Raw genomic sequence first — 19,335 nt, 5'->3', positions numbered from 1 at the left:
CTGAGGGATTTGTCCCTCTCATTCCAACAGTTTCGCCTACCTCCGGCTAACTCTGGGGGATTTATCCCTCTCATTCCAGCATCCTGCCCTCTTTCGCCGCACTCACCGCTCCCGTCGAGCAGCATTGTTGCACATTTTGCAGGAATTTTCTAAATTGGTTGCTGGCTGTGGAGTATTGTTGCAGTTTTTGCAAGAATTGTGGTGATTGGAGCAAGTTAGAGCTGGCATTGTTGCATTTTGAGCAGGATTTCCGCCCAGGCCGCTCATATGTATTAACATTGTTGCAATTTGTGCAGGATTAGTTTACAAACTCATACACGCACAAAATCACCCCGCAGGGTGAAGTATTCCTCTCTAAGTAACCACTCTTCCACAATACCAGCAAGCCCAAGGACTATTGTCCTTGGACTTATAGACTGCACCCCGCTACAACCCGCTAAGCTCGCGGATATAACTCCGAGCCTTGATCGCATATTCCAGCGGGTCGGCCAGCGCGGGGTCCTGCTCTGCTTCGACGACGAACCAGCCCGTATACGGGGAAGCAGCCAGTTCTGCAAAAATCTCCCCGAACCCAATACAGCCGTCCCCCGGTACGGTGAAGGCTCCGGCTTTTACCGCTTGCAGGAAGCTAAGCCCCTCTGCCTTCACCCGTTCGACCACCTCCGGCCGGATGTCCTTCAGGTGGACATGCCTGATCCGGGGCAGATGCTGACGCAGCACCTCCAGCGGATTCTCGCCAGAGAAAACCAGATGTCCGGTATCATACAGTAGCGACACCTCGCCGGGGTCCGTCAGCGCCATCAGCCGGGCAATCTCCGCTGCGGTCTGCACGCCGGTGCCCATGTGATGGTGATACACCAGCGTCATGCCCTTCTCCGCCGCCAACCGTCCTAGTCCGCCCAGCCCAACCGCCAGAGCCCCCCACTCCTCCTCCGTAAAAACCGGCTTATGCGCAAACAGCGGCGTATCCATCTGCCCCTGAATGCTCCGGCCCTGCTCGGATACGACTATGACCTTGGCGCCCATCTCATGCAGGAAATCCCGGTGTGCACAGAAAGCTTCCGCCGTCTCTTCATACGGCCGCACGGTCAGGTGGGCGCTGAACCAGGCGCTGGCAATCCGCAGGCCGCGCAGCGCAAGCGCCCGGTGCAGCACCTCCGGGGAGCGGGGATACTTGTTGCCCACCTCGCTGCCCTCATATCCGGCAAGCGCCATCTCGCTGATGCACTGCTCGAACGTATTGCCGCCCCCCAGCTCAGGCATATCATCATTCGTCCAGGCGATTGGAGCAATGGCCAGCTGGACGGCATTGTCTCGGAACATGCTCATGTTCTACCCCTTCCACAATCCCAAGTATGGCAGACTCCTTCTTTCACTGTGCGGGCATCTGCCTTCCCCGCGCACATGCAGCGCTGCCCGCTCAGTAGCTACGGGCCCGCTCCAGCCCGCTGCGCTTCCGGCTGTACGCCGCCTGCACCGCCTCCTGGCCGGACACTTCCGCTACTCCGACATTCCACCACGCGCCGTAGCCGTGGGTCATCGTCTTCGGCAGCACCTTGATATCAATCAGCGTAGAACGCTCCGACTCGCGGGCCGCGGCCAGTGCCTGGCGCAGCTCCCCGGCAGTCGAGGCGCGGAAGGTCTGCACTCCGTAACCGGCAGCACTCGCTGCATAGTCAATCCGCATCAGGTCACCGCTAAGCTGCCCGTCAGCGCCGCGATAGCGGAATTCTGTCGCCATGCTGTCCATCCCCTGCTCCATCTGCAGATTATTGATGCAGCCGAACCCGGCATTGTCCAGCAGCAGGACATTGATCTTTCGCTGCTCCTGGAGGCTGGTGACCAGCTCGGAATGCAGCATCTGGTAGCTGCCGTCCCCGACCAGCGCGTAGACCTCGCGCTCCGGCTCAGCCAGCTTGATGCCCAGCGCCCCGGCAATCTCATACCCCATGCACGAGAAGCCGTATTCCATATGGTAGGTATCCGGCACCTCCGCTTGCCACATCCGCTGCATATCTCCCGGCAGACTGCCTGCGGCTCCAATGACAATCGCATCCTGCGGAATAACCTCATTGATGATCCCCAGCACCTGCGTCTGAGTCAGCGAAGTGCCCAGCGTCTCTGCGTACTCCGGCAGCTTCTCATCTAAATGACCATCCACCTCAGGGGTGAAAACACCGTTACTCCCGGTATCCCCCGGATATTCCACACCAGCCAGCCGTTCTCTCTCCACAGCCCACGCCTGCTTAGCCTCCGCAATATCAGTCCCGTACGCAGAACGGTAGCCCCGCTCCTCCAGCGCTGCGGCCAGCGCGTTCAAGCCTTCGGCGGCATCGCAGACCACCGCCAGCGCATCCAGCTTCGCCGCATGATACGGCGAGGCGTTCAGCGTCAGGAATTCTACCTCAGGATGACTGAACAGACTCTTGGATGCTGTAGTGAAATCCGTGAACCGGGTACCGACGCCGATCACCAGATCCGCCTCCTGCGCCAGGGCATTCGCGCAGCCGTTCCCGGTTACGCCGATGCCGCCGAGGTTATATTCGAAGCTGCTGGCTACGGCGCTTTTGCCGGCTTGGGTCTCTCCGAACGGAATGGCGAATTTCTCGGCAAAAGCGCGCAGCGCCGCCCCGGCATCCCCATACCGTACGCCCCCGCCGCAGATCAGCAGCGGCCGCTGCTTCCCGGCGATCAGCTCCGCCGCAGCAGCGATCTCCTGCGGATGCGGCAGCCGGGGGATGACCCGGTGAATCCGCTTGCGGAAGAAGTCCGCCGGATAGTCCCACGCTTCGCCCTGTACATCCTGCGGCAGTGCAATGGTCACCGCTCCGGTATCCCCCGGATCAGTCAGCACCCGCATGGCGTTCAGCATTGCCGACATCAGCTGCTCCGGCCGGGTCACCCGGTCCCAGTATTTGCTGACCGCCTTGAAGGCGTCATTGACCGTAATCGACAGGTTATGGGTATGCTCCATCTGCTGGAGCACCGGATCAGGCTGCCGGGTGGCAAAAGTATCCCCCGGCAGCAGCAGCACCGGAAGCTGATTCGCCGTCGCCGTGGCGGCAGCGGTCAGCATATTGGCCGAGCCCGGCCCTACAGAAGCGGTGCAGGCCATAATCTTCCGCCTGCGGCTCTGCTTGGCGAACGCGGCCGCCGCATGGACCATGCCCTGCTCATTGCGCCCCTGATATACCGTCAGCTCACCCGGCGCTTCCTGCAGCGCCTGCCCCAGACCGAGTACATTGCCATGCCCGAACACGGTGAATACCCCGTGCACGAAGCGTTCCGGCCCGCCGCCGAAATCGACGTATTGCTGATCCAGAAATTTAACCAGCGCCTGTGCGGTTGTTAAACGGATACGTTCCACTTCATGTCCTCCCTTCGCCTTGTCTACTGCCAGCGGGCAGTGACGACTTTTTTGCGCGTATAGAATTCTACCCCGTCGCTTCCATTCGCATGAAGATCGCCATAGAACGAATCCTTCCAGCCCGAGAACGGGAAGAACGCCATCGGCGCGGGCACCCCAACATTGACCCCCAGCATCCCGGACTCGATATGCTCGCGGAAGTAGCGGACCTTACCGCCATCATTCGTAAAGATACATGCCCCGTTCGCAAACCGCGAGCGGTTGGCAATCTCCACCGCCTCGGCCACATCCTTCACCCGGATCACCGACAGCACCGGCGCAAAAATCTCCTCCTGCCAGATCTTCATCTCCTCCGTCACCCCGTCAAACACGGTCGGCCCGATAAAATACCCCGCTCCCTGCACCGCAGCATCCTCCCGGCCATCCCGGAGCAGCTTCGCCCCTTCGGCGATGCCCTGTTCGATGTAAGCAACCGTCCGTTCTTTATGCCCTTGACGGATCACCGGCCCCAGGAATGTATCCTCCTCCAGACCGTTCCCGATCGTCATACTGTTGCACTCCCGCAGCAGGATGGAGATCAGCTCGTCGGCCACTTCCTCCTGCACCGTAACCACCGAGCAGGCCATGCAGCGTTCCCCGGCAGAGCCGAAGGCCGCATTCACAATCTGCGAGGCTGAGGCCTCCAGGTTGGCGTCCGCCAGCACGATCGAGTGGTTCTTCGCTCCGGCCAGCGCCTGGACACGCTTCAGGTGAGCCGTTCCTTTTGTGTAGACATATTCCGCCACCGGCTGCGACCCGACAAAAGAAATCGCCTTCACCTCCGGGTGCTCCAGCAGCCCGTTCACCACCTCATGCGCGCCGTTCACCACATTCAGCACTCCCTTCGGCAGCCCGGCTTCCTCCATCAGCTCCGCCAGACGCGCTGCCAGCAGCGGTGTCCGCTCCGAGGGCTTCAGCACAAAGGTATTGCCGCAGGCAATCGCCAGCGGAAACATCCAGCACGGCACCATCATGGGGAAATTAAACGGGGTAATCCCGCCGACCACCCCAATCGGATAGCGGTACATGCCCGACTCGATCCCAGTCGCAATATCCGGGAGCTGCCGGCCCATCATCAGCGTCGGAGCACCTGCTGCGAATTCTACGCATTCAATGCCGCGCTGGACCTCGCCGTAGGCTTCTTTGAAGCTTTTGCCGTTCTCCAGCGTGATCGTCTTGGCCAGCTCCTCCCAGTGCTCTACCAGGAGCTGCTGGTACCGGAACAGAATCCGTGCCCGGCGCGGCACCGGTGTACCGGACCATCCCGCAAAAGCCTCCTTAGCCGCCGCCACCGCCCGGTCCACATCCGCTCTGGACGACAGCGGTACGTTGCCCAGCAGCTCACCCGTGGCCGGATTGGTTACCGGCTCCGTCTGTGCCGCATCCGCTGCTACCCACTGGCCGTCAATGTAATTTTTCAAAACCTGTGCCGTTTGCTCTGTCATTTACGTCCACTCCTTCGGTTCTATATATTAAGCTGCTGCTTATGTTTGCTTATTGTGCGCCTGCGGCAATCTCCTCGTTGGTGCGCAGGAAGTCCTCCAGCTCCTCCAGGGTTGGCATAGCATCGGAGCAGCTGTGGCGGGAGATGACAATCGAAGCGGATGCGCTTCCGCGCCGCATCGCCTCGCTGACACTGTGTCCGTTCATGAGACTATGGATGAAGGCCGAAGCATAAGAATCGCCTGCGCCGAACGTCTTAAGTACCTTGGCCGGGAAAATCCCGCTCCGGTGGCTCTGCCCATCCGCTGTATAGCCGATCGACCCGCTGCCGCCATGCTTGATGACCACCAGCTCTGCCTGATGCGCGAACCAGCGCGCTGCTGTCGCCTGATCGTCTGCGCCCGCCAGATTGTACAGATTCTCCATCATATCGAATTCTTCGCGGGTTCCGATGATGCAGTGGCTTTTCTCGGCTGCGAGGTTATAGTAGACCGCCGTTTCCGCGGCAGATGTCCAAGTATACGGGCGGTAATCGAGATCGAAGAACACGGTCACGTTATGCTTGCGGGCGAATTCCAGCGCCAGGAAGACCGCTTCGCGGGAAGGGCTCTGGGCCAGCGCCGTACCGGAGATCAGCAGCGCCTTGGCGCTGGCGATGTACGCCTCCGAGATCTCTTCCGTATTCAGCAGCAGATCGGCCACGCGGTCGCGGTACATCAGGATGCTGCATTCCTGCGGGCTTTTGATCTCTGTAAAAGCCAGCCCCGTCACCGCACCCGTCCGGTCCACGCAGACCTGGCTGTCGTCGATGCCGTCCTTCTGCAGATAGCTGCGGATGAACCGGCCCATCTGGTCATCCGCCAGCTTGCCGATGAAGCCGGTACGCAGTCCCAGCCGCGCTGCCCCGATGATAATATTGGCCGGAGAGCCGCCGACATATTTGGTGAAGGTCATCGTCTCTTCCATCGGCCGCCCCGTCTCATTGGCGTTCAGATCAATACACAGCCGGCCCACGGCAATCAGATCCAGCCTCCGGGCCCGGTCGAACTGTAAACCGTTCATAGTGATGCCTCCTTGATCAAGCTAGGGAAAAGGTAATTGAGTGAATGAGTAATTGATAAAGAGTGATGATTGATTGATAGATAGATAGATTGTTGATTGATTGAATGATGGATTGATAAAAATTGATGAATAAGTATTTGAGCAATATAGTTGGCTAAAAAAATGCTGGCAAATATAAATTGGATGCAGATTATCTGGTTATTTCTCGGGGTAGGGTAAGCGCTTAACCTAATTTTCCTCTCCAGTATAGTTTAGATCGCTGCGTTTGGCAATCGTTATTTTGAAAGCGATCTCAACATGCCGCACGCTCGCCTCCACCACGCCGAATGTGTTCGCTTTTTCGCATACATTCCGCACGCTCGCCTCCACCACGCCCATTGTGTTCGTTTTTTCGCATACATTCCGCCCACGCGCCTCCGCCACGCTCAATGTGTTCGGTTTTTCGCATACAATCCGCCCGCTCGCCTCCACCACGCCGAATGTGTTCGCTTTTTCGCATACATTCCGCTCACGCACCTCCGCCATGCTCAATGTATTCGGTTTTTCGCATACATTCCGCCCACGCGCCTCCTCCACGCCGATTGTGTTCGCTTTTTCGCATACATTCCGCCGCACGCCTCCGCCACGCCGAATGTGTGCGCTTTTTCGCATACATTCCGCCCACGCACCTCCGCCACGCCGAATGTGTTCGGTTTTTCGCATACATTCCGCCCACGCTACCCTGCCACGCCGAATGTGTTCGGTTTTTCGCATACATTCCGCCCACACGTCTCCGCCACGCCGAATGCTGTTCGGTTTTTCGCATACAATCCGTCCTCACGCCTCCGCCACGCCGAATGTGTTTGGTTTTTCACACATATACGGCCTACGTTCCCCCACACACTCAAGCTCTTTCCCCACCACCGCACACAAAAAAGACCCGCCCCCAGCCGCAGCCGGAACGGGTCTTCAAAGAAAGTGTCTTCTTACTGCGGAACCGGCCCCGTCGAATGGCGGATGACCAGCTCCGGCATCAGCATGATTTTGCGCTTCGGGCTGGCCGGGTTGCTGATCGATTCGTTCAGCAGCAGCATCGCCTGCTCCGTCATCTCGCGCAAAGGCTGGGCGATGCTGGTCAATGTCGGATGGCAGATCTCTGCCAGCACCGTATTGTCGAAGCCGACCACAGACAGGTCGCGGGGAATGGACAGCCCGGCGCTGCGCGCCTCCTTCAGCACCCCGATCGCCAGCAGATCGTTGCAGGCAAAAATCGCTGTAGGCCGCACATCCTCCGCCTGATTCAGCATCGCCGCCGCTGCCGTACGGCCGTTCTCCAGCGTGGCCGAAGTATGTATCATATTGGCCGGATGGTCCCAAGCAATCTCCGCCGCCTTGAGTGCATCCAGGAAGCCCTCCACCCGCAGCTTGCTCCCCGGAAGATTGTCGGAGATGATGCCCAGCCTGCGGTGACCAAGGGAGAGCAGGTATTCTGTCGCCTGATAGCCGCCTTTGTAATCATCGACCGTAACGCTGTGGCTCTCCATCGAGCGGATATCAGCCGAGAACAGCACCAGCGGCACATGATCGGCCAGCATGCTGCGGATCAGCTCAGGATTCCCGGGATGGGAGGCGATGATCAGGCCGTCCACCCGTTTGCGCAGCAGCAGCGAGATATACCGGGACGCCTTCTCATCGCTGCGGTCCGTGCTGCACACGATTAGGTCGCTGCCCTGCTCCTGGGCCACATCCTCGATCCCCCGGGCCGTCTCCGCAAAAAAAGGGTTCGCAATATCAGGAATCATCAGCCCGATCGTCCCCGTCCGGCGGCTCGTCAGGGCAGAGGCGACCAGACTCGGCTGGTAGTTCAGCTCCTCCATAACCTGCGTTACTTTCTCCCGCGTCTTGCTGCTGATCCGCCCGCTATTATTAAGTACCTTGGACACCGTAGCGATAGAGACGCCTGCTTCCCGTGCCACATCATAGATCGTAGGTTTCATTGTATTAAGCCCGCCTTTACGTTCATGCCTTTGTATACCTAGATTATAGGGAAGTCGTCCGGCGGTGTCTATTAAGCGCTGCAGTAGCGCAAAAAGGCCCCCGCCCAGCGGAAGCCTTAAGTTCACACTATGAAACTGCCAGCCTTCCGGTTACTCTTCCCCCGCAGGCGCACCTGCTCCCGGCTTGAACAGCCATTCATGATCAGGATCATTGTGAAAAACCCACGTGCGCACCGGTCCGGCCATCACGTTAAGATAATATGAATCGTACCCCGGCGGTGCGGAGACCGGGTGATAGCCCTCCGGTACCAGCACAATGCTGCGGTCAGGGACCGCCATCGTTTCATCCAGGCTGCGGTCATCATTATAAACCCGCTGCACCACGAAGCCATGGGCGGGATTGACCCGGTGATAGTAGGTCTCCTCCAGATAGGATTCCGCCGGCAGGTTCTCCCGGTCATGCTTGTGCGGCGGATAGCTGGACCAGTTGCCGCCGCCCGTGCGCACCTCGACCACCAGCAGACTCTCGGCCTCACTCTGCTCAGGCAGAATATTAACCACCTTGCGCGACATGCTGCCATAGCCCCGGTCCTCTATAGCCGCATCCGCGGGGGTAATCAGCCGTGCCGGATATTTCCCGCTTCCCGGAGCAAGGCAGACGCCAAGCTCTAACTCTGTCAGCGCCGCCACCTTATAATGCGCTCCCGCCGGAACATATACAGCATAAGGAGCCCTATCTTCAAAGACCGACATGCGTCCGCCGATGTCCGCGAACAATTCACCATCCACTTGGATATCTGCTTTGCCCGCCAGCAGCACCAGGCAGGTCTCGTTCCCCCCGCTGTCACGTTCCAGCGTAGCCCCGGCCTGCAATTGATACACCTCGAACCCGACATACTTCCATCCGGCACTCTCCGGACTGACCGCAGCCACACGGCCGTCCTTATCCGGCGCTCCGGCCTTAATCAGCAGCTTAGACATTTTCGCTCCCCCTTCTACCTGTCATCATCGAATGCATCCGCTTACAAAACCTGCAGCTCAGACGCGCCCTCCCCTGCGGCAGCAGCCAGCTTGACCGGCAGCCCGCTCAGATACGAGGCCCTTGCCGCTTCGGCAATAAGCTGCGCCGCCTCACCGTCACGGCCGCTGCAGATCACCGGCTCCTGCAGCCGTACCGAGCGGGCAAAAGCGGCAATCTCCTCCATGAACGCCTGATTATAGCGCTCCAGGAAGAAATGCTCCGGCTGATCGCGGGTAACCGAAGTAGCAGTGGATACCTCCACCGTCGTCGGCCGGCAGTTGTCGGCCGTTGCGGAACCCAGCGTCCCGAATACCTCCACCCGTTGGTCATAGCCATATACAGCCTTGCGGCTGTTATCAATTACACAGATCGCCCCGTTCTCGAAGGTCAGGGTAATGACGGCTGTGTCCACATCCCCGCAACGGCCGAACATCGGATCAATCAGGTTCGCCCCCCGGGTGTACACCTCAGCCACCTCACTGCCCACCAGATAACGGGCCATATCGAAATCGTGAATCGTCATATCCATGAACATCCCGCCGGAGGAGCGCACATAAGCCTCACCCGGCGGCTGCGGATCACGCGAGGTAATTTTCACAATATGCGGACTCCCCAGCTCACCGGACTGAACCAGACGTTTCAGCTTGCGGAAGCTGGGGTCCATCCGGCGGTTGAAGCCAACTTGCAACAGCACGCCCGCGTCCTCCGCCACCTGCAAGGCCCGCAGGGTCTCTTCGGATGACAGGCTGATCGGCTTTTCGCAGAAAATATGCTTCCCCGCCCGCGCAGCCCGTTCAATCCAGGAGGCATGGGTATCGGTCGGCGTGCAGATGAACACCGCTTCGATCTCAGGATCATTCAGTATATCTTCACCCGCAGCAAAAACAGACCCCAGCCCCCTGCTCTCCGCCCAGGCCAGCAAATCCTCACTCATCATCGGCTCTGCAATAGATTTCAGCTTGAACGCTGGCATCGCACGCAGATTATCCGCATGCAGGCGCCCGATTCTTCCTGCCCCGATAATGCCGACTGTAATTGGTTGTACCATATCTGCTTATCCTCCCCAGAGGGTAAGCGCTTAACCTTCCCGAGAACAGTATACTTCATGCTTCGGGAAGCTTCAAGCAAATCTTTTGGCGGAGGCTGCTGAAACAAGTGGAAACGGTTATGCCGTCCTTTTTAAGGACGGTATCGTTTCAGCGAGAAATATAAGGATAAGTTATCGTGTGAAATATATAAATCCTTATATTTTAAAATAGGAAATAGATACCGCGAGATTTCTCTTTAATAAATAAATGATTCCTATATTATGCAGGTTAGAACAGCAAACGGGGTGACTTATGAGCAAAATTAATTTTACCGAAAGCCTGCTTCGTGTCATTATTTCTCTGATCGGACTTCCATTCACATTGATACAAGCTGCTCTTTCTAAATATTTTCTGCATCAATATAAGGCTCCAGGAGAACTGATCTCAGTGGGCACACACCATCTTCATGCGATTGTGACTGGCAGCAGCTCAAGTAATCTTCCTACTATTCTATTAGAATCGGGAATGGGCGGTTGTGCTCTGGATTGGTCTTTGGTTCAGCCCGAATTAGCCAAACATACCAAGGTCCTCTCCTATGACCGGGCTGGTTTCGGTTGGAGCACTACACCTATCAGTGAGCCGACTTGCGAAGGCTATCTTCGCGACTTAAGGCAGCTATTAATACAGCTAGAGTTAGAGCCCCCTTACATTCTTGTAGGGCACTCCTATGGCGGAATGATTATGCGGCTGTTTGCTTCAGCATTTCCTGAAGAGGTGGCCGGGATTATTCTGGTGGACTCCACGCATGAGCAAAGATTCATAGAATCCACTTTTAATCAAACCAGATATGAAGAGCGGCTGCGGCACCTGAGACGGCTAAGATTGGGTTATCTTTTATCCCCGATAGGGTTGCCCCGTCTATTCAAACAATCTATTGGTGCCAAACGGCTGCCTCCACCAGTTCAACATACAGTGAATACACTAGGATATCGCAATAATGCGTATAAAGCGGCATATTTGGAATCTCTCTGCACTATAGAAAGTGCCCTCCAGTTAGTAGAGTCAGAGCCTCTAGCTTCGGATTTACCAATCCGCGTATTGTCCGCCGGAAGGCAGAATCAGGAGTGGCAAGAATCACAGAAGAGGCTCCTCCAGTTAACCGCTAAGACCAGACAGATCATCGTTCAGGATAGCTGGCATTCTATTCAACTCTATCAACCGCAAGCGGTTATAGATTCCGTATTGAGTCTATTGCACGTTTAGAAGAGTTATAAATGTTCTTTACCACTAAAGACTGGGATTTAATGCTAGACTGAAGTTATATCAATCTAGCTTGAACTGGTTGGAGGAGGACTTTGTGTATGAAGGTCAGACTTAGCGAATATGATCCAGACTGGATAAGACTTTATCAGCAGGAGGCTGAGTTTTTAACAACTATCTTTACGGATGAAATTGTCCGTTTCGAGCACTTTGGCAGCACCTCAGTACCGGGCCTGAAAGCCAAACCCGTGATTGATATGATGTGCATTGTTAAAGACATAGGCACAATCGACTCTTATAACGATAAGATGTCTCTGCACGGGTATGAGGCAGGTGGAGAATGGGGAATTCCCGGCAGGAGGCTTTTCCGTAAAGGCGGTGAGGCACGGACGCATCACATTCATTGTTATCAGGCAGACAACCCGCAGATTGAGCGGCATCTTATATTTAGAGATTATTTGCGGGCGCATCCGGAAGAAACAGCAAGATACAGCCAGTTCAAACAAGAATTAGCGGATCGCTACGAAGATACAAGTCAGTATGGCCCGGCCAAAAAATCTTTTGTCAGCTCGATGGAACAACTGGCGCTTTCCTGGTACGCGAGTCTGCGTTCTGATGTGAGGTGAAATCGATGAATTTCAGATGTGAATGCGGACATCGAATCCATGATAATACGGATAATTTGCCCTATAAAGGATACTTCATTGCCGACCAGGATCAGGATGATCTGATGGATGAGATCGATGCTGCTATTGAAAAGTCTGGTCCGTCTCCCCAAGATAAAGAAGAAGCGGCTATGAGGATCAGATCCTTAACCACTCGCCTGTTCAAATCAGCCTACCAGTGCTCCAATTGCGGGAACCTCTTCATGGATCTTGGTCCCGCCGGGCTGGAGATGTTCCGGGGAGTTGATCCCGTGAATAAGAACTTGTTACAATCGGCTTTAGGAGATAAATGGAAAGGGCATCTCTATGCCGAATGGAAGGATACGATTCCTGAATGGCAGACCTCCCATGGCCAAATTTTCAACGAGACCAATGTCAGCTTTCCAACCGGAGAATTCTCCGGAAATGGACAATACAGCGATTGGGCCGCCTTGGAGCGGGACTATTACGGGCTATTTCATGAACTCAAGAGCAGGAATGCGCTCCGGTACAGCCAGTTAAAAAAGAACGGGACGCTGCTTCATTCATGGAGCGATAATCAAGAGAGAAACGGGGTACGAACATGAAAATTAGAAGTTTACATACGGGTGAACACCCCCCTACCGAATTGCTTTTATTGGCTGATCCTTCTCCGAAGCTGGTTGAGGATTATGTAGCAAGAGGGCAATGCTTCATCGCCGAGAAGGACGAACAGGTGGTTGGTGTCTATGTGCTGCTGCCTACCCGGCCGGAGACTGCCGAGCTGGTGAATATTGCCGTGGATGAGGCGTACCAGGGCCAGGGCATCGGCAAGCAGTTGGTGAATCACGCGATTCAGGAGGCTAAGCGGCTCGGATACCAAACGCTGGAGATCGGCACAGGCAACTCCAGTATCGGCCAGCTTGCGCTGTATCAGAAATGCGGCTTCCGGATTACTGGAATCGACAGGGACTTTTTCATCAGACACTACAGTGAAGCCATCTATGAGAACGGGATGCAGGTGGTGGATATGATCCGGTTGTCACAGGACCTATAGACAAAGTGGAGCTGGCAGGACTTGATGGTCGACAGGAGCAGCACGATTTTTAATGGGGAGGTTATCGTAGCTTATGGAAGCACAGATATTGCATTTTCTGAATACCACCTATCCTGTTCCATTCTCCAGTGTGGAAGCGGTCACCAACGAAATGTACCGTTGTCACTCGGATAAAGGGGTGTTCTTCGTCCGGATCACGAATTACAAGACGTATGAAGAACAATTAGCAGAAGTGCAATGGACTGCGTATCTGTTCAATCAGGGCATACGGGTGCCTGAGGTGATTCCCTCCATGCAAGATCAGCTTGTCAGCACCCTGCTGCTGGATGAAGAAGAGAAGTCCGTGGTCTTGTTCAGGGCGGCCACCGGAATCCACCTGCCCCGGTCCAAATGGAACCAAGCTGTATTCAGAACCCTTGGACAGGAAATCGGCCGTATGCATAAGGTGGGCAAAGAGTACCTGCAGTCTGAAGCTGCCACGCTGATTCCGCATTGGTATGATAACGATGAATATGATTTTCTCAAGTACATTCCTGCCGAAGAGCGGGCCATACGGGATATTGCCAAGGATGTGCTCAAGCTGGTCCGCAAGCTGCCGAAGGATGAGGCGAATTACGGTATCATTCACGGTGACTTGTGGCTGGAGAATATCCTGGTGGACAATGACTCGGCGTTGACGATGATTGATTGGCAGGATTTCGAGCGGCATTATTACGTCTATGATCTGGCGGTGCCGATCTACTCTGCACTTGAGTTCTCGTTCGCGGGCGGACAGAACCTCATGGACTATAAACGTTCAATTACCAAGGCGATCACGGACGGATACAAGGAAGAGCATCCCCTCTCCGCTGAGATGTCCCGACAGTTGCCGCTGTTCCTGAGACTGAAGGAGCTGTTCGAGTACAACCTGATACATATGTACTGGAACCACGAGGAGCTTAGCGAGGAACAGGTGCGGATTCTGAATCTGTACAGGAGCAAGATTGAGTTTATGCATACGTAGATGAGGTATTTTGATATAAGGAGGCAAGTGAGATGGAACTTCGGATTGAACACGGACCGGATACAAGCCGCGTTAAAGCTTACATTGAGAACGGCTTGATTGCATTCAATCTCCAGCATTTCCCGGATGAGCTGAAGGGCAGATACCAGGAGATTCAACTGAGTTTGCGGGATGGCGATGGGTTGGTTCACGGTGGACTGACCGGGGAGATCTGCTGGAATTGGCTGGAGGTGGAATACCTTTACGTAGACGAAGCCTACCGCAAATTGGGTTATGGAATGAAGCTGTTGCAGGAAGCCGAGCGGTTGGCGAGGGAAAATCAGTGCGATTTTATCAAATTGGATACCTTGAGCTTTCAGGCACCGGATTTCTATGTGAAGCAAGGCTTCGAGGTGTATGGAACGATACTTAACGCGGGCGGACACACCCATTATTATCTGAAAAAGAACCTCTGCTAAACAAGCGCCTTCCCAGCGTTAATACGAACGAGGTGACTGAAATGTATGACTACATCAGCATTCATTCTATGGATTACGCCAAAACCGTAAGGACGGAGGTGCTGGAGCGATTCGTCGTGCAGAACCTGGGGTTTGAGCAGACCGGGCCGCTGCAATTCACCAAAGCGCTCGATGGTGCGCACGTAGGGCTGAAGGGGATCGCTGCGAATGCGGATGGCAGTTACGCTTACTATACCCTGGAAGGGGTTGAAGAGGTGAACCTGGTGGAGGTCATTCTGCCAGCGATGATAGATGAGCCATTGGAAGGGGCAATAACCGGGTTGGTGATGGCCATTGTTGACGAATTTCACTGGTGTATCGATGAGGACCACGGCTTGGATACTTAGTGTGATCGGTTTTTCGACTACATTGGGTCCATGCGCCTTGTGTTAGTCCAATGTGTTCAGTTTCTCGCATACCACCAGCCCCCGTCCCCTGCGCGTTCCTCCAACAATACACAAGCGGCAGCCTCAGACGAATCATCGTCCATGGCTGCCGCTTATTCCATTCATAGATCGCTGCCTCAGCAGTAATGCAGCGCTTCGCCCAGCGCAACCAGCGTCATCGCCTGGCCATAGGCCATAGGGGCAATGATGATTCCCTTGTAGTCCTCCTTGGCTGCACCGATGGGAGTACCGCCGGACACCCCAAGCACTGTGCCTTCGCCGTCAATTCGGTCCAGGATAGCGCGGATTGCCCGCAGAGCCGGTTCGCTATAGGCCTCCGGGAGCAGCCCCCGGCGCACACTGTTCAGAATACCGGCGGCAATTGCAGCCGAACCGGAGGTTTCGGTATAGCTTCCAGGGTCATCCAGCAGGGTATGCCATAGTCCATCCTCGCTCTGACAGGCGAGTAAGGCTTCGGCCTGGGCCTGCAGCGTCTGCTGGAGATAGCGGAAGACTCCGTCTGCCAGATAGGGGCGCATGAGCTCCAGATATTCCGGCAGGCCGAGGGCGAACCAGCCGTTGCCGCGGCACCAGAAGGCTTCGCTGAAGTTATGGCGCTCTGCAAAATGCCAGCCATGGAAGAAGAAGCCGGTTCTCACATCATACAGATATTTAATGTGCAGCAGCAGCTGATGCAGCGAGGTCTCGCGCCACTGCTCGTTGTCGTATTTCACGCCCATTTTGGCGGTGAACAGAATCGCCATGAACAGCGTATCAATCCAGATCTCGTTCTCATGGAGCGAGACCTCATGCTTCTGAGTCCCCGTAGTCACATGCTGATAGCCTTGCTCCAGTGTCCGGGGCAGGCCGTTCATCAGCCAGTCGACCCACTCCAGACTCAGCTCCTTGGCTTCATCCAGCTCCATCAAGGACAACAGCGGGGCGGTGGTGTTGATATTCCGGCTGGGCAGTCCCTTCTCCAGCTGCCAGGCCATCCAAGGCTTGCTGTACGCCGCGTAACGGCCGTCGCCGAAATGCCGGTCCAGCTTTTGCAGGCCATATAGCCCCACTCCCTGCGGCCAGTCCCATTCATCCATTCCGAAGTCACGGGCAAAATACCCCCGGCGCTCCGCATCCTCCCCCAGGTTCTGCAATTCCGCTTCGTTATCCGGCCGTCCCAGCTTCAGCAGCTTATTCGTGACCAGCTCCAGCTTCTGCATAACCTCTTCCTTGCTCACACAGCTAACCGGCACCGCCTGCTTCTCTGTTACTTCCACTGTCCATAACCCCCTTCTTCTATATGCGTTCCGCGCAGCTTGATTCTGAACGTCTTAATCTCATATGGCTTCACCTGAAAGCTCAGCTCCTCTGCTTCCTGCCTTTCGCCCAGCGGCTCCTCCATCAGATTGCACTCCTGCCAGGAGCCAATCTCGTAAGCGCTGTCTATTATGACCTGCGTCCGGGAGCCGGCATATTCATGCAGGCGCAGCACGACATCCTTGCCATCCTCCGAGCGCTTGATGGCATCCACCATCACATGCTGGCCGTCAATGTAGAGCAGCGGCGCCGCTTCAAGCCTGCCAGCCACCGCGCGCAGCGGATGATTCAGCTCCCACGCCTCCTGGACAACCCCGCCTTCCACAAAATCACCGGTATGCGGGTACAAGGCATACGTAAATTCATGATGTCCCTGATCCTGCTGCGGGTCGGGATGCACCGCCGACTTCAGCAGCGTCAGCCGCATTACGCTGTCCTTGATGTCATAGCCGTATTTGCAGTCATTGAGCAGCGCGATGCCGAACCCCTTCTCGCTGATATCCGCCCACTGATGGCCAACCGTCTCGAACCGGGCGTAATCCCAGCTTGTATTCCAGTGGGTAGGACGCTTCACATTTCCAAACTGAATATCGTAGGTCGCCTCCAGCGCGTGAATGTCCACCGGGAAGGCCGCCTTCAGCAGCTGGTTATGCTCATGCCACTCCAGCTCCGTATGGAAATCGATTCGCGGTGTATCGCGGTAGAAGCGGATATCCTGGGTCACCACTGAGCTGTGATACGTCCAGGTCATGCGCAGCGCCGCCCGCAGCGGGCCGTTCTCAATCAGCTCACAGCTTGTAAGCTGCGTGATCTCGGTCATTTTCTCCTGGTAGAAAATATCAATATCCCACGCCTCGAAATCCAGCGGCTTATCCTCAAACACCTGCAGCACATTCCCGCGTTGCCCGGGGGCCAGCAGCTCACGGCCACTGCGCCGGTCGACGACCGAAGTGAACTGGCCCTGCTCATTCCAGGCCGCATCGATCAGCGGTGTCGTCAGCCTGCGGCCGGATACCGTAGCAAGCTGCGGAGCCGCTGCCGCCCCGGCTTGCCCGCTTACGAGCTGAAGCTCTGCCGTACCAAAAGCCGGCACCGAAGGAACATATACCAGCACGCCTCCGTCTGCGGTCGGCTGCTGCCACAGCCGGTTGCCGTCTCTGTCGTGTACCCGACCTGCACCTATGGCCTCTCCAGGAAGCTCTACATAACGCGGCCGGTTCCAGATCGTGCTGTTCAGCAGGGTGTACACCTGCTGGTCCGGCTTGCTGCCGCTACCCGGATCAGCTCCCCCATGAACCAGCGCCAGTGAGCGCGCCTCTCCTTCCGCATATTCCAGGTCACTGTCTTGATAGACCTCGGCGATGGACGAGCCGGGGATGATGTCATGGAACTGATTGCGCAGCAGGATCTCCCAGATTCCCTTCAGCTCAGCCGCAGGATAAGCGTTTTCAAGATTGCCTTGACTTACCCCCATCAGGGTATGCAGCCACTCCGCATCGCGCAGCAGCAGCTCCAGGCGGCGGTTATACTTCTTGCTCTTGGCCTGCGAGGTATAGGTTCCCCGGTGGCACTCGAAATACAGCTCGCCGTTCCAGGTGTGGACGAATCCTTCCGTATTCTCAATGCGTTCATGCAGGCCGCTGAAATACTCGCCTGCACTGCCCATCTTGAGCTTCGGAATACCCGGCAGCTTGTCGAAGCGGCGGCGTAGCTCCAGCATCTCCCGCGTCGGCCCTCCGCCCCCGTCGCCCCAGCCGTAAGCGAACAGCAGATGATCGTTGATCTCCTTGTCCTGGTAGGAATTCCAGATCCCGCGCAGCAGCGCTGCCGTCATCCGGCCGTTATAGGTGTACTGGTCCCCATTGTTCGCCGAGGTTGTGATGAAATGCGTCAGCACCTCCGAGCCGTCCATCCCGCGCCACCAAAAGGTATCATGCGGCATCCGGTTGAACTGGTTCCAGCTGATCTTGGTCGTCATGAAGGTATCGATGCCCGATTTGCGCAGGATCTGCGGCAGCGCCCAGCTATAGCCGAACACATCCGGCAGCCACAGATACTTGCTCTCCACCCCGAATTGCTCACGCAGGTATTGCTTGCCCATCATAATCTGGCGGACCAGTGACTCGCCGGACGGGATGTTGCAATCCGACTCCAGCCACATGGCCCCCTCAGCTTCCCAGCGTCCCTCCTTCACCTTCTCCTTGATTCGCCCGAACAGCTCCGGATAATCCTGCTCCAGATAGGCATACAGCTGAGGCTGGGTCTGCAGGAACTGGTACTCCGGGAATTCCTCCATCAGCCGCAGGACGGTGGAGAAGGAACGGGCCGTCTTCTCGCGGGTGTGCTTCAGCCGCCACAGCCACGCGACATCGATGTGGGTATGGCCCACAGCCGTAAGGGTCACGTCAAAAGTCTGCGGCATCGCGTCCACCGCCTCATTCAGGCTGGCTCCAGCCTCATAGAGCGAGGCGATATGTGCGTCAGAGCCGGGCTCGGACCAGTCGATCCGGCGGAAGGCCCCGTTCAGCGCTTTTAACAGCCACTGCTTCTCCGGCTGATCGCTGCCCAGGTAACGGAAGGTATCGAGCGCCGCCTTCGACATATAGAACAGATCATCTATGGTCTCGTCCAGATAGCCGATGACTGCTTCGCTGAGCCGGTGCTCCTGAACTCTAGGCTTGCCGCCGCCCTCCAGCCCCGACCACAGCCGGAAGACCAGCTCGACCGTCTGTCCGCCCAGCTCATCGCCGAAGATGACCTCCCGGTGGTTGTTATCCACGCCTTGGTAAGGCGATCCGTTCACGAACAGCAGCGATTCGAAGCCGGAGTTGTTGAAGTCCCCTGTTTTGCCAAAATCAAAACGGCCGGCAATTTTGAAGCCTGCCCGGCTAGGCGGCAATACAATCTCCGTGCGCAGCCAGATGTAACGGTCCCGTCCGCTCCAATGCTCCTGAAGCCTGATGATGCCATCAAAAGATACTGCCTCCGGATATACACCATTCGCCCCTTCCTCATCCTCAGCGAACGCGAACTCTGTAAGCTCCTGGATTTTAAGATATCTATACTTTTCCACTTCAGCCTGGCGTTTGATCAGCTTTTCTTCTGTAAATAACATCCCTCTCACTCCCTGTATCCGCTTTCATAATGTCACTATAGCAAACCTTCTACTCCAAAAACTACCCTACTCTTGCTGTATTCCGCCCGATTCATTGCAATTTTTGCTTTTTTGAGCCTATAATATACAGGATAACGGCAA

At 56.1% G+C, this 19,335-nt stretch carries 17 protein-coding genes; 7 read left to right on the top strand and 10 right to left on the bottom strand.

What is annotated here, in order from left to right; translation table 11 throughout:
* Positions 1 to 426 precede the first annotated feature (426 nt).
* The 8 genes from iolE to iolG all read right to left on the bottom strand — a co-directional run bounded on the left by iolE (position 427) and on the right by iolG (position 9,956).
* Positions 427 to 1,323 (bottom strand): myo-inosose-2 dehydratase, encoded by an 897-nt coding sequence (iolE, locus tag MHI24_RS23990; protein ID WP_340026768.1) that lies wholly within the window; start codon positions 1,321 to 1,323, stop codon positions 427 to 429.
* Positions 1,324 to 1,420: 97 nt separating this feature from the next.
* The gene (iolD, locus tag MHI24_RS23985; protein ID WP_340022029.1) at positions 1,421 to 3,367 is read right to left on the bottom strand and encodes a 3D-(3,5/4)-trihydroxycyclohexane-1,2-dione acylhydrolase (decyclizing); all 1,947 of its coding nucleotides are present in this window, start codon (positions 3,365 to 3,367) and stop codon (positions 1,421 to 1,423) included.
* 23 nt (positions 3,368 to 3,390) lie between these two features.
* Positions 3,391 to 4,851, bottom strand: coding sequence for a CoA-acylating methylmalonate-semialdehyde dehydrogenase (locus MHI24_RS23980; RefSeq protein ID WP_340022028.1), 1,461 nt, complete (start codon positions 4,849 to 4,851; stop codon positions 3,391 to 3,393).
* 49 nt (positions 4,852 to 4,900) lie between these two features.
* A complete protein-coding gene (iolC, locus tag MHI24_RS23975; protein WP_340022027.1) occupies positions 4,901 to 5,911 on the bottom strand; it encodes a 5-dehydro-2-deoxygluconokinase in 1,011 nt (336 codons plus the stop codon).
* Between the two features lie 228 nt (positions 5,912 to 6,139).
* Positions 6,140 to 6,562 (bottom strand): hypothetical protein, encoded by a 423-nt coding sequence (locus MHI24_RS23970; RefSeq protein WP_340022025.1) that lies wholly within the window; start codon positions 6,560 to 6,562, stop codon positions 6,140 to 6,142.
* 314 nt (positions 6,563 to 6,876) lie between these two features.
* Positions 6,877 to 7,887: a LacI family DNA-binding transcriptional regulator gene (locus tag MHI24_RS23965; RefSeq protein WP_340022024.1), complete on the bottom strand. Its 1,011-nt coding sequence runs from the start codon at positions 7,885 to 7,887 to the stop codon at positions 6,877 to 6,879.
* Between the two features lie 150 nt (positions 7,888 to 8,037).
* Positions 8,038 to 8,868, bottom strand: coding sequence for a 5-deoxy-glucuronate isomerase (gene iolB, locus MHI24_RS23960; protein WP_340022023.1), 831 nt, complete (start codon positions 8,866 to 8,868; stop codon positions 8,038 to 8,040).
* A gap of 41 nt (positions 8,869 to 8,909) precedes the next feature.
* Positions 8,910 to 9,956, bottom strand: coding sequence for an inositol 2-dehydrogenase (gene iolG / locus MHI24_RS23955; RefSeq protein WP_340022022.1), 1,047 nt, complete (start codon positions 9,954 to 9,956; stop codon positions 8,910 to 8,912).
* A 292-nt stretch (positions 9,957 to 10,248) separates the two neighbouring features.
* Here iolG and MHI24_RS23950 point away from each other — a divergent pair, with 292 nt between their 5' ends.
* From MHI24_RS23950 to MHI24_RS23920, 7 genes are all read left to right on the top strand, one after another.
* Positions 10,249 to 11,199: an alpha/beta hydrolase gene (locus MHI24_RS23950; protein ID WP_340022021.1), complete on the top strand. Its 951-nt coding sequence runs from the start codon at positions 10,249 to 10,251 to the stop codon at positions 11,197 to 11,199.
* Positions 11,200 to 11,297: 98 nt separating this feature from the next.
* Entirely contained in the window at positions 11,298 to 11,822 is a 525-nt protein-coding gene (locus MHI24_RS23945) for a GrpB family protein (RefSeq protein WP_340022020.1), read from the top strand.
* 104 nt (positions 11,823 to 11,926) lie between these two features.
* Positions 11,927 to 12,427 (top strand): hypothetical protein, encoded by a 501-nt coding sequence (locus MHI24_RS23940; RefSeq protein ID WP_340022019.1) that lies wholly within the window; start codon positions 11,927 to 11,929, stop codon positions 12,425 to 12,427.
* On the top strand, positions 12,424 to 12,876 hold the full coding sequence (locus MHI24_RS23935) for a GNAT family N-acetyltransferase (protein ID WP_340022018.1): 453 nt from the start codon (positions 12,424 to 12,426) through the stop codon (positions 12,874 to 12,876). Before MHI24_RS23940 ends, MHI24_RS23935 begins: the two co-directional genes overlap by 4 nt.
* Positions 12,877 to 12,949: 73 nt before the next feature.
* Complete coding sequence (locus MHI24_RS23930) at positions 12,950 to 13,879, top strand: phosphotransferase (RefSeq protein ID WP_340022017.1); 930 nt, start codon at positions 12,950 to 12,952, stop codon at positions 13,877 to 13,879.
* A gap of 32 nt (positions 13,880 to 13,911) precedes the next feature.
* Positions 13,912 to 14,337, top strand: coding sequence for a GNAT family N-acetyltransferase (locus tag MHI24_RS23925; protein WP_340022016.1), 426 nt, complete (start codon positions 13,912 to 13,914; stop codon positions 14,335 to 14,337).
* Between the two features lie 41 nt (positions 14,338 to 14,378).
* Positions 14,379 to 14,723, top strand: a complete 345-nt coding sequence (locus MHI24_RS23920) for a hypothetical protein (RefSeq protein WP_340022015.1) — start codon at positions 14,379 to 14,381, stop codon at positions 14,721 to 14,723.
* A 176-nt stretch (positions 14,724 to 14,899) separates the two neighbouring features.
* On the opposite strand, the gene MHI24_RS23915 is transcribed toward MHI24_RS23920, so the two are convergent.
* On the bottom strand, positions 14,900 to 16,039 hold the full coding sequence (locus MHI24_RS23915; RefSeq protein WP_340022014.1) for a glycoside hydrolase family 88 protein: 1,140 nt from the start codon (positions 16,037 to 16,039) through the stop codon (positions 14,900 to 14,902).
* Positions 16,030 to 19,194, bottom strand: coding sequence for an alpha-mannosidase (locus MHI24_RS23910; RefSeq protein WP_340022013.1), 3,165 nt, complete (start codon positions 19,192 to 19,194; stop codon positions 16,030 to 16,032). The genes MHI24_RS23915 and MHI24_RS23910 overlap by 10 nt, the downstream gene beginning before the upstream one ends.
* Positions 19,195 to 19,335: the final 141 nt, after the last annotated feature.

It is taken from the genome of Paenibacillus sp. FSL K6-1096 (assembly GCF_037977055.1).
Classification (GTDB): Bacteria; Bacillota; Bacilli; order Paenibacillales; family Paenibacillaceae; genus Paenibacillus_AQ.
The sequence above is the reverse complement of the archived record's forward strand: the minus strand, read 5'-3'. Positions and strand labels throughout refer to the sequence as shown.

Bases quoted from the DNA above. Each gene is read 5' to 3' on its own strand.
- iolE (WP_340026768.1), bottom strand. From the start codon at position 1,323: ATGTTCCGAGACAATGCCGTCCAGCTGGCCATTGCTCCAATCGCCTGG.
- MHI24_RS23980 (WP_340022028.1), bottom strand. From the start codon at position 4,851: ATGACAGAGCAAACGGCACAGGTTTTGAAAAATTACATTGACGGCCAG.
- iolC (WP_340022027.1), bottom strand. From the start codon at position 5,911: ATGAACGGTTTACAGTTCGACCGGGCCCGGAGGCTGGATCTGATTGCC.
- MHI24_RS23970 (WP_340022025.1), bottom strand. From the start codon at position 6,562: ATGCGAAAAAGCGCACACATTCGGCGTGGCGGAGGCGTGCGGCGGAAT.
- MHI24_RS23965 (WP_340022024.1), bottom strand. From the start codon at position 7,887: ATGAAACCTACGATCTATGATGTGGCACGGGAAGCAGGCGTCTCTATC.
- iolB (WP_340022023.1), bottom strand. From the start codon at position 8,868: ATGTCTAAGCTGCTGATTAAGGCCGGAGCGCCGGATAAGGACGGCCGT.
- iolG (WP_340022022.1), bottom strand. From the start codon at position 9,956: ATGGTACAACCAATTACAGTCGGCATTATCGGGGCAGGAAGAATCGGG.
- MHI24_RS23950 (WP_340022021.1), top strand. From the start codon at position 10,249: ATGAGCAAAATTAATTTTACCGAAAGCCTGCTTCGTGTCATTATTTCT.
- MHI24_RS23945 (WP_340022020.1), top strand. From the start codon at position 11,298: ATGAAGGTCAGACTTAGCGAATATGATCCAGACTGGATAAGACTTTAT.
- MHI24_RS23940 (WP_340022019.1), top strand. From the start codon at position 11,927: ATGGATGAGATCGATGCTGCTATTGAAAAGTCTGGTCCGTCTCCCCAA.
- MHI24_RS23935 (WP_340022018.1), top strand. From the start codon at position 12,424: ATGAAAATTAGAAGTTTACATACGGGTGAACACCCCCCTACCGAATTG.
- MHI24_RS23930 (WP_340022017.1), top strand. From the start codon at position 12,950: ATGGAAGCACAGATATTGCATTTTCTGAATACCACCTATCCTGTTCCA.
- MHI24_RS23925 (WP_340022016.1), top strand. From the start codon at position 13,912: ATGGAACTTCGGATTGAACACGGACCGGATACAAGCCGCGTTAAAGCT.
- MHI24_RS23920 (WP_340022015.1), top strand. From the start codon at position 14,379: ATGTATGACTACATCAGCATTCATTCTATGGATTACGCCAAAACCGTA.
- MHI24_RS23910 (WP_340022013.1), bottom strand. From the start codon at position 19,194: ATGTTATTTACAGAAGAAAAGCTGATCAAACGCCAGGCTGAAGTGGAA.